The 10,311-nt window shown below is 40.9% G+C and carries 11 protein-coding genes and 1 pseudogene; 11 read left to right on the top strand and 1 reads right to left on the bottom strand.

Features of this window, described 5'->3' with window-relative positions; all coding sequences use genetic code 11:
- Positions 1-6: 6 nt before the first annotated feature.
- On the bottom strand, positions 7-1,200 hold the full coding sequence (locus NWP22_RS06710) for an FAD-dependent monooxygenase (RefSeq protein ID WP_280801654.1): 1,194 nt from the start codon (positions 1,198-1,200) through the stop codon (positions 7-9).
- A gap of 637 nt (positions 1,201-1,837) precedes the next feature.
- Here NWP22_RS06710 and NWP22_RS06715 point away from each other — a divergent pair.
- The 11 genes and pseudogenes from NWP22_RS06715 to NWP22_RS06760 form a co-directional block, all read left to right on the top strand.
- Positions 1,838-3,775, top strand: coding sequence for a hypothetical protein (locus tag NWP22_RS06715; protein WP_271733766.1), 1,938 nt, complete (start codon positions 1,838-1,840; stop codon positions 3,773-3,775).
- A 37-nt stretch (positions 3,776-3,812) separates the two neighbouring features.
- Entirely contained in the window at positions 3,813-4,043 is a 231-nt protein-coding gene (locus NWP22_RS06720; protein ID WP_271733765.1) for a hypothetical protein, read from the top strand.
- 32 nt (positions 4,044-4,075) lie between these two features.
- Positions 4,076-4,654: a Pvc16 family protein gene (locus tag NWP22_RS06725; RefSeq protein ID WP_271733764.1), complete on the top strand. Its 579-nt coding sequence runs from the start codon at positions 4,076-4,078 to the stop codon at positions 4,652-4,654.
- A gap of 101 nt (positions 4,655-4,755) precedes the next feature.
- Complete coding sequence (locus tag NWP22_RS06730; protein WP_271733763.1) at positions 4,756-5,652, top strand: peptidase associated/transthyretin-like domain-containing protein; 897 nt, start codon at positions 4,756-4,758, stop codon at positions 5,650-5,652.
- Positions 5,653-5,716: 64 nt separating this feature from the next.
- Positions 5,717-6,871 carry a phage tail sheath family protein gene (locus tag NWP22_RS06735; protein ID WP_271733762.1) on the top strand — a complete coding sequence of 385 codons (1,155 nt, stop codon included), beginning with the start codon at positions 5,717-5,719 and terminating at the stop codon, positions 6,869-6,871.
- 28 nt (positions 6,872-6,899) lie between these two features.
- Positions 6,900-8,054, top strand: coding sequence for a phage tail sheath family protein (locus NWP22_RS06740; protein WP_271733761.1), 1,155 nt, complete (start codon positions 6,900-6,902; stop codon positions 8,052-8,054).
- A gap of 20 nt (positions 8,055-8,074) precedes the next feature.
- A complete protein-coding gene (locus NWP22_RS06745) occupies positions 8,075-8,518 on the top strand; it encodes a phage tail protein (RefSeq protein WP_271733760.1) in 444 nt (147 codons plus the stop codon).
- Between the two features lie 11 nt (positions 8,519-8,529).
- Positions 8,530-8,892 (top strand): phage tail assembly protein, encoded by a 363-nt coding sequence (locus NWP22_RS06750; RefSeq protein WP_271733759.1) that lies wholly within the window; start codon positions 8,530-8,532, stop codon positions 8,890-8,892.
- Between the two features lie 17 nt (positions 8,893-8,909).
- Positions 8,910-9,062, top strand: a pseudogene (locus tag NWP22_RS18305) (DUF6760 family protein); the annotation flags it as partial.
- Positions 9,063-9,095: 33 nt separating this feature from the next.
- The gene (locus NWP22_RS06755) at positions 9,096-9,563 is read left to right on the top strand and encodes a phage tail protein (RefSeq protein WP_280801655.1); all 468 of its coding nucleotides are present in this window, start codon (positions 9,096-9,098) and stop codon (positions 9,561-9,563) included.
- Positions 9,564-9,621: 58 nt separating this feature from the next.
- Positions 9,622-10,311, top strand: a 690-nt coding sequence (locus tag NWP22_RS06760; protein ID WP_280801656.1) for a hypothetical protein, incomplete at its 3' end; no start/stop codon positions are given.

Here is a 10,311-nt window from a genome sequence, read left to right on the forward strand (position 1 = left end):
GAAAAACTAGACCTTTAAATATACTTCGGTGATTCCGTCGCGCATTTGAATTTGTCGCCTTAACCACAACTTCTTGACTATTGTACCTATGAATGGGGTTTGCACCAAGAGCGATCGCAATAGAGCATACTTGCGCAATTTCTCCCCCTGGGCTGCTTCTTGTAACTGGAGTTGCTGGATGCCGATAATTTCCGGCTGGCGTTCTGCCTGAATCTGTGATAAAATTAGATCAATCTGATTATCATCGGCATTTCCTTGTAATAATGGCACTAAATAATTAGCCGCAACAATCACATCACGTAATGCTACATTGATACCCTGAGCGCGCACAGGGGACATAGGATGAGCCGCATCACCCAGCAACAGTAACCCTGGTATATGCCACTGGGGACAACTCCCCACCACCACAGATAGTTTTATAGGGGATGTAATACTTGCACTGTGTTGGCGAAAATGTTCTGCTAACCATGGGGGAGATAGGGAGGCGAAAACCTCCGCCCATGGCTGTTTATAGTCTGTGGGTTCATTGGAGGATATTACCCAGCCTAAATGTAATTTATCGGACTCAGCACCATGGAAAATGCTAAATATGCGATCGCCATTAACAATAGTGCGAAACACATTATCAGCAGCAAATTCAGCACTAGCAGCTAACTTAAACCAGAGAATATCTATATTTTTCGGCTGACATACTAATTTTAGTCCCGCACATTGGCGGACAATGGAGTTACGACCATCAGCGCCAATGACTAAATCACCAGTCAGTTGTCTTCCATCACTGAGTATAACACCGGTAACCCGTTGGTGATCTCTGCATAAATCTTTGACAGCCACACCCGGTATAAATTCAAAGTTATCATAGGTTTGAGCTTCCCTAATCAAAGCTTGGAGTAAGGGAGGTTGGGACACTAATGTACAGGGTTGCTGTGACCCCATGGGTTCCTCTACCCGGAATAACTGTTTACCCCCAAGAATGAACTCCCAGGCCTTGAGGGGTCGATGGGGAATCTGCTGTATTAATTCTAATAATCCCATTTGGGCGATCGCATCTAAGCCACTAGGCATTAAACCCTCACCGCGAAATACTCGCCCAAAGTCTTTCGCAGCTTCTATGAGCGTGACTGTAACACCGCGTTTTACTAGCAGTACAGCTAGAGTAGCACCTGTGGGACCTGCGCCCACAATTATAACTTTTGCCATTAATTTAAACGGTAGTTTTACATTAGTTTAGCGCCACAAGTTCTCCCCATAATTTTCTCATTTCAAATTCTTATCGGTTCCATTCTGATACATTTAATAGCTTTTCACGTACGTACTATTTGCCTAACTCCTGTTATCTATAAGCATTCTGTCTTCTACCTGAAGATAGATATTTAAAATTGTTAAGAACATAATAGAAATTTACTGCTCATCATATAGAGTAAGGAAGTTATATATCCAACAAGGAAATTTAGGATAGAGCAAGCTGATACCCTGTATTATCCGCGACAATCTTAATATTTTTTTAATGTCATAGATATCCAGAGGATAGCTCGGCAGAATAGGAATATAAGATAGTTTTCCACATCAACAAACGCCAAGTGCAAGTCAATCAAGTGTGTGAGATATATGGAGGGTAAAAATATCCATAGGTGAGCCAGCTAAACCTTTGTATTGGTCTAGAAATGCGATGAACAAAGTCATTTTGTAGGCACGGAAATGGGAAAAATGCAGTAAATTGTGATTGGCATCCCCTAATTTGACAATGTGGTTTAATCAACCCTATGGCTATTTTATTTGTAGGGTTTTATAGGGTTAGTGACAAGGGTATATTTGAAAAATCTGGAACCAAATTTGTATGGTGCAGCAACAAGATTGGACAAATTTTGCTTTACAACGTCCGAATTATTTTCCTGGACAATATCTCTTAGATGAAGATTTCGAGTTGGCGCATAAATATCTCAGCGATCGCCAACGTTATATCAATAGTAAGCTGCATTTAGCGGGGATCGTGGAAGGTCTAGAAGTAGAAGCCATGGCCGGGGAAACAGCAGTTACTGTTAAATCTGGTACAGCCATTGATGGAGAAGGTAATCTAATTGTATTAGCAGAAGAAAAAACCAACATCAAGATAAATTCTCTATGTTGGGTGTGTCTGCGCTATCATCAAGAGCCAAAAGTATTACAACAACCAGAAATACCGGATAGTTTCACGCGCTTTGCAGAAACTCCCCTTTTAACATTAGAAGCGATTGAAACCAAAGACGCTAAAACGGTGTTGTTAGCTAAACTCGTCGTAGAAAACGGACAAGTGCAAGTAGATAACAGTGTCCGCCAATATTCTGGGGCGAGGTTACCCGGTAGCCAAGGTGAAGAAATTAACCTCAGAAGTGATGGGGAATCTTTAGCGATTAAAGGTAACTTGAGTGTATCCGGGTCGTTAAAATTAGGGGAATCCCTGATTAGCTCTGTATCGGAAACAATCGCCACAGATAGCGATCGCACGGATGTAGTACCTTCAGAAAAAGCCGTTAAAAAACACATAGAAGCCAAAATTAAAGAGCGACTGGCGGCTTTGAATGCTCCCACGGAGGAAAAACCAGCAATTTCCCTCTCCAGTCAGCCAGATGGGCTGTATGGTTGGTCAACCGAAGGCGGTGGATCTGAAGATATTTCATCTGTGATCAATTTAATCTCCTATCGCGCCGGCCAGACCGCCACAAGGATCACCATTGAACGCGATACAGGTAATGTGGGTATTGGTACAACCAGTCCAGGGAGAAAACTAGATGTTAACGGTGTCATCCGCGCCTTGCATCTAGAGTCTACAAACCCGATGCGACAACGGATGTATCCCAATGAACCAATAATTTATCAAGATATTTTTGAGGCTAGAGATGCAGGGGCGATCGCTGTACACGGTGTCTTCAAAAAAGCACCTGGTGATTGGGAAACCAGACACACAATTAACAACCTCTGGAATGATCGTAAAATGCTCTGCTATGGAGGGTCAGAAGAAGATGATGCCGGGGCATTGGTCACCATTCCCGATGGATACAATACTGTCTGGATCAGAGTAAGTGGTGATACTTGGAACGTAGTCAAGGTACAGTTTTTAGATGGATATAAAGAAGACCTAGGACGGTGGGCAGCTGGTAGAAGATACGGTAATTGCTACTGTCCTGATGGTTCTCTCACTGATGGGAATGACACCACACACCAATGGCTACCGATTCCCGTTGGGAGAGCCGGTAAAGTCACCTTGATTTCCAAACAAGGTACTGAATTCTGGTTGTCTGGGTTGGCATTCAGTAAAAATCCTTGGTCTCACGCCACTCAAGCAGCCCTAGGATACCATTGGAAAATCAATGGCGGTGATGCCACAAGTTGGAATAACAAAGATTCTGACAGCTGGAATTGGGATACATATACAGTCATTCAACAGAAAACCAATTTAGAATTGATGGTTCCTTATGTGTGGTCAGGCAATGATAAGTTGCTGTATATGGTGGAGCATAACAACGACTGGAACGGTTGTATGCACAATGGCATTACTGTCAACGGTCATACCATGGAAAGATTTCTGGCAACCTATGATAATCCCTTTGCCCGTCATTGGAACAGCAAATCATTTAATCGCTATATCGCCGCGCGCATTCCGGCACATTTAATTCCCAAACCCACACCAGAACGTCCTGCTTTGCTGAAAGTCAAAATCGATATGAGTAAGCAAAATCGTGGACTTCATTTCCGGGAAATGGGTACTCATGATTTGGAAGTTCCCTATGGTTTCTGATCAAGATTAACACCTTTCAACAGCAAGTGAGACAGCAATGAAGGAACAACTGGAGAAACGCCTACAAGTACTAACAGTAGAGTACGAAGCTGGACAGAAAGCACTAGCTAATTTAGAAGCACAAAAAACCAGCCTGCGGGAAACTTTAATCCGCATCAGTGGGGCAATGCAAGTATTAGAAGAAGAATTAGCTATTGCTAACAGGGAAAACAATCACAAACCCCAAGAAATTGACACCTCTACCCTAGAATTTATTGCCAAAAATTAAGTGCATAGAGTCAAACAAATAGGAATTTATTCATGCTAGATGACTTAGATAGCACCCTAGAAAAATTACTAACTCACGAATTACCAGAGTTAAAACGGTCAACTGAAACCAACGTGGCTATTAGTTTTGATATGCCCTTTGAAGGTTCTATCAAACAAAAACCAGCCATTAACCTGTTTCTGTATGATGTCCGGGAAAATCTGGAAATGCGCAGTAGTGAATGGTCGGTGCAACGTCGTCAAAACGGTACAGCTGTAAAAAAACGTTCTCCAGCTAGGATAGATTGTTCCTATTTGATTACTGCTTGGGCTAATTCCGATGACCCCCAACAAGAACATCACATTTTGGGAGAAGTAATGAAATTATTGCTGCGTTATCGGACTTTACCAGCAGCAATTTTACAAGGTAGTTTAAAAGGACAAGAACCATTACCCGTAGGAGTTGGTTTACGTTCTAGTTACTTACAAAGTTTAGGGGAATTTTGGCAAGCAATTGGAGGAAAACCCAAAGCAGCACTCAATTACACAGTAACAATCTCCGTACCTGTGGAAGAACCAGAAACAGAATTCCCTCTGGTACTTTATCAACGCACGGAAATTAACAGAATTTAATAACAAAATTTAAATTTAATAATTCTGCTAATTATTGATTGTGCCATACCTTAGCCCTGATTCCTCATGCTTAAATTGTTCTGCAACTACCATCGGCACAAATGCTAAAGCAACAACTATTTCAACATCAAATCATCATAGCTGGACAAGTTAAGGATGCCATCACAGGGCGAGGAATTTCAGGTGCTATGGTTAAGATTATTGACGCTCCTGATGAGTTTATTAACTCCGTCATCTTCAAGACTCAACTCCTAGGATTACCAGGCTCAATGCAGTGTTTCTCAGGGAATACCGACCTTGATTCATCCCCAGCAAGCCTACCTACAGCAATTCAAGAATTGCGACAAAACTTGAGAAATCCTCAGTTACATACTGCTGATAAGGTGCAATTATTCCAGGCTTTATTGGCAAATAATTACCTGAGTAGGCGGGATAAGTTTCAAGGGTATCAAGAAATTATTGACTATTTCCCCTACAACACCAAAAATAAACAATCTCAACTAGGAAGGACTAAAACTATATTTGAGGGTTGGTTCTATTTCAGAAATTTACCATCAGGATGCTATCAATTAGAAGCATCTTTATTTGATGATCCCAGGCGTTATGCCAAGGGTCAATGTCAAGTTGAGATTACTGCCAAAAATAATAAAAATATTATTAAGGAGGATGAAAATTTTGCTGTATTTGATACTATTAATATAGTAGAGTTAAAATTACAACCAACAACGCTTATAGGCACAATCACCAGTGCGGATGATAACGAGGCGATTGGCATGGCTAGAGTGGAAATTCAAGGGAGTAGAGACCACACTTTTAGCTCTACTGAAATCATTAAACAATCACAGGGAGAATGGAATTATCGACTTGTTGGCATAGAAGCAAGTAATACTCCCATCACAGTCATAGTTTCAGCTAAAGGATATCCCAAACAACAAAAACAAATCTATTTGCAAACAGGGGAAGTGAAATCATTAGATTTCCAATTAACCGTCAATTGAGATTTGCTCAATTGTCAATTGCATTTGTCCGATAATCACAATTATCAACAAAGGAAAAGATATCATGCCCACCTATTTTACCCCCGGTGTCTATGTTGAAGAAGTATCTTCAGGGGTAGCGCCGATTGTCGGTGTAGGAACGAGTACGGCCGGTTTTATTGGTATCATTACTCTAGCTGCAGCTACTGATGATACTGCAGCAGAAACTATACCAACTGCTGAAAGTGAAGTCAAACTGTGTACAAACTTCAGTGAATTTAAGAAATTTTTTGGGGATTTTTCCACTAATTCTGGTCAAAGTATCCTCGCCCATGCGGTTTATGGCTTCTTCAGAAATGGCGGAACTAGGTGTTTTGTCACTTGGGTAGCAGAAGAAGCAAACCTAGATGCAGCTTTGGATAAATTTGAAGCCATTGATGAAATTGCCATTGTTGCAGCGCCTGGTGTTACCAGTAAAACAGCCTTAGCAAAAATTGATATTCACTGCCGCAATTTAGGCGATCGCTTTGCTATTCTGGACACAGAAGAAGATATTCCCGTTGACTCCGACCAACTAAAACCGGGTAGTGACAAGCTACTAGGAAACTCAGATTATGCAGCTGTATATTATCCTTGGATTCAGGTTTACGACCCCGTAAGTAAAGAAGTGAAATTTGTTCCTCCCAGTGGACACATTGCTGGTATTTATGCGCGGGTCGATGATAAAAGGGGAGTTCACAAAGCACCTGCTAACGAACCAATTTTAGGCGCAGTTGGTTTAAAGCAGGATATCAGCAAAGCTAAACAAGCACCATTAAATAATGATGGTATCAATTGCATTCGTAATCTTAACGGTAACATCCGCATTTGGGGAGCACGGACATTAGGCGCAGGAAAAGATAATCCCGACTTCAAATATATTAATATTCGTCGTCACTTTAATTATCTGCGTGAGTCCATAGACGAAGGAACCCAATGGGTAGTATTTGAACCCAATACCCCAGAACTATGGGCAAAAATTCGCCGCAATATTACCGCATTCCTGACCAATGAATGGCGCAAAGGTGCATTATTTGGCTTAACGCCTGAAGAAGCATTCTTTGTCAAGTGCGATGCAGAAAATAATCCTGCAGAAACCCGCAAACTAGGTCAAGTAGTGACTGAAATTGGTGTCGCAGTCATAGAACCAGCAGAGTTTGTGATCTTCCGCATTAGCCAACTTGTGGAAGAGAAAAAATAACTTATTCACCTATTCCCTTAATTAACCTATGCAGACATCCACACACCTTAATTTAACCGCCCCTGGTGTCTATTTACAGGATATTCCTGCTATACCAGGTCAAGATTTACTCACGGGTGTTCCGGTGTTCTTGGGGGTTGCTGAGGTTAATAATTTTCCGGAAAATCATCATCCTGTACCGCAAATGCTCACACTCTGGACTCAGTTTGTGCAGTATTTTGGTAAACCATTACCTAATAGTTATTTAGGTCATGCGGTACGGGGATTCTTTGAAAATGGCGGTCGTCTGTGTTATGTGGTGGGTTTAAAAAATCACACTCTGGCAGAATTGCAACAGGGCTTACAGGCCATCGAAGCACTAGATATCATCGATTTAGTATGTGCGCCTGATATTCTGCAAAACTCTCCAGAAGAAGCTCTGGAAATGCAACAAGCTATACTGGAGCATTGTGACACAATGGGCGATCGCTTTGCCATTCTTGATGCTTTCAATATCTCCAAAAGCGAAGATATCAAAGTGGTGAAAGCACAACAACAAGGATTAATTGGTGATAATGGTGCGCTCTATACTCCCTGGTTGAAAATAGAAAACGCCTCCTGTAACATTCCTCCTTGTGGTCATATTGCGGGAATTTATGCGCGTAATGATTCCCAGGTCGGAGTTTATCGCGCCCCCGCTAACTATTTATTAGAAGGAGTTTTGGATTTAAGTCTTTTATTTTCCGATGTAGATTGGCAAATATTAAACTCAGCAGCAGGAGGCGGAGTTAACTGCATTCGCAGTTTTAGAAGTCGGGGAATTAGAGTTTGGGGTTCACGCACCTTAAGTCAAAATCCTGAATGGCAATATATCAACATTCGCCGCATCAAAATCACTATTCTGCGGTGGGTAGAACGTCACTTAATCGATGCTGTATTTGAACCTAATAATACAGATTTATGGGTAAGGATAGAGCGGGAATTAACAGTTTACTTAGAAACTCTTTGGGAACAGGGAGCAATTCAGGGGGAAACTACAGAAGAGGCGTTTTATGTCAAATGTGACGCACAAACCAACCCGCCAGAAATCCGTAAGACTGGAAGGATAGTTACCGAAATTGGTTTCGCGCCTACTACTCCCAGTGAATTCATTGTGATTTCCTTAGTTCACGGTAGTAGCGGCGTTAAATTTGTCGAATCTTAGTAATTTCAGGAGCAATTATCATGCCTAATGTTAAAGATACCCATGATCCATTTAATGGTTATAATTTCTGGGTAGAGTGGGATGGTATCGTCCATGCAGGTTTTAGAGAATGTGCTGGTTTGAACGCCACTAGAGCCGTGATTGAATATCGCGAAGGTACAGACAAAAGTTTGGGACAAAGAAAAGTACCTGGTTTAAATAGCTTTGGTAATATCAGCCTCAAACGAGGGATTACTGATAATGATGAACTGTGGAAATGGCATAAAGATTTAATAGATGGTAAAGAAATCGAGCGCAAAAACGTTTCTATTATTCTCGCTAATGACTTAGGGGAAGAAACAATTAGATGGAACCTAGAAAATTGTTGGCCGACTAATTGGAGCGGTCCAGATTTTAATGCTACCGCTAGCGAAATAGCAATAGAATCACTAGAATTTGTTCACGAAGGAATCACCGTTGGTTAATGTGAGGAAAAATGCACCAGACTGAATTTCTTTTTACCCTACCTCGTGGTTATATCGATGCAGAAGGAAACCTTCATCGTGAAGGAACTATGCGACTGTCAACAGCTTTTGATGAAATCGCCCCTCTGCGCGACCCCAGGGTACAGAGAAATCCTGGTTATCTGGTGATTATTCTGCTAGCGCGAGTGATTACTAAGCTAGGAACTTTAGACCAACTCAATACCAAAATTATTGAAGAATTATTTTCTGGGGATTTGGTTTACCTGCAAGACTTTTACCAACGAATTAATCAAAATGGTCATACACGCTTTCAGGTTTCCTGTCCCCATTGCGGTGGTGAGTTTGAAGTCGAAACTTCCCCAGTGGGGGAGTAGTTTGCTACCCCTCAGAACGTCTTCTAGAGGAGGTAGCTTACCTTTCCTATCACTTTAATTGGTCCTATGACCAAGTAATGAATATGGAACACTGGGAAAGACAACAGTGGGTAGCTCAAGTAGCGCGTATTAACCAGCAGATTAATCAGCAGTCAGGTAATACTAATTAAATATTGATCAGTTATCTCAATAGGGGGATATTTATGGCAAAATCGCAAAAAAAAAACAACAGTAATTCCGATAAGAACTCCCATGACCCCTATATGGCTTTCAATTTTATGGTAGAAATTGATGGTTTAACAGTCGGTGGCTTTTCAGAAGTTACAGGATTAAGCAGCAGACTGGAATTAGAAAGTTATGTAGAAGGGGGTGTTCATCACCGTGTTCATCAATTCCCCAAATATATGACTTATCCCAATTTAGTTTTGGTGCGGGGACTGGGGGAAAGAGATGATTTATGGAAGTGGTATGAAGATGCTACCAGAGGTAAAATTCGTCTCATTAACGGTACGATTATGGTGCGAGATGGTCAGCAATCAAAATTAATTGCATGGAACTTTAAAAAAGCTTATCCAGTAGCTTGGGAAGGACCACAATTAAATGCTAGTAATAGCTCACAAGTGGCTTTTGAACGTTTAGAGTTAGTGCATCGGGGAGTTTATAAAGCTTAATAAAAATGGTAATAATTTCAGCATTGGATGACGGAATATAACTAATTAAAAATATACAATGACATCTACTAATTTACCAACATGGCAAAGACATCTTAATCCGCAACTTGTCAAAAGATTTCATAATCTGTTGACAAAACCGGGGGTTATTAATATTCGCATGGGGAGAAATATTATTGAGCGATCGCCCGATCTTTTTCATCGCCTACCTTTACTCGCTCAACAAATGCAGCGTTGGTCAACTACCATTGATTTAAAATCAGAATCAACCCCTATTATTTATATTCAAAATCAATACCATAAAAATCAAGCCACAGAAGCTATAAATTCTAGCTTATCATCATCAGATATTGGTCAAATTAACCAGCAACTTCCAGTTGTTAAAGCTCAAGCAATTACAGTTAAAGAAACTGCTGGAGAAAATCTGCGATCGCAATCAACACCATTAGTTTTACAACCATATAATTCTTTAGCTAATTTAGACACAAATATTTCTACTCAATCCGAAACTACAAAAACGGATTTTTTACAGAGTCAAACTCATAAATTAGTATCATCAAACTCAACCACAGAAAAAAGTGATTTCTCAGAAATTCCCATTCAACACAAGTTAGATACAACCTCATCACCCAGTGTCAGCTTACCAGTAGTTTCCGCTGAAAAATCTTTCCCAAATCAATCCTCACAAGACATCCCTCTAGTTAATGTAGTTAATCCCAACTCTCCCATTGGAGAAACTACATCATCA

Origin of the sequence: Anabaenopsis tanganyikae CS-531 (assembly GCF_029891675.1) — a bacterium.
Lineage (GTDB): Bacteria > Cyanobacteriota > Cyanobacteriia > Cyanobacteriales > Nostocaceae > Anabaenopsis > Anabaenopsis arnoldii.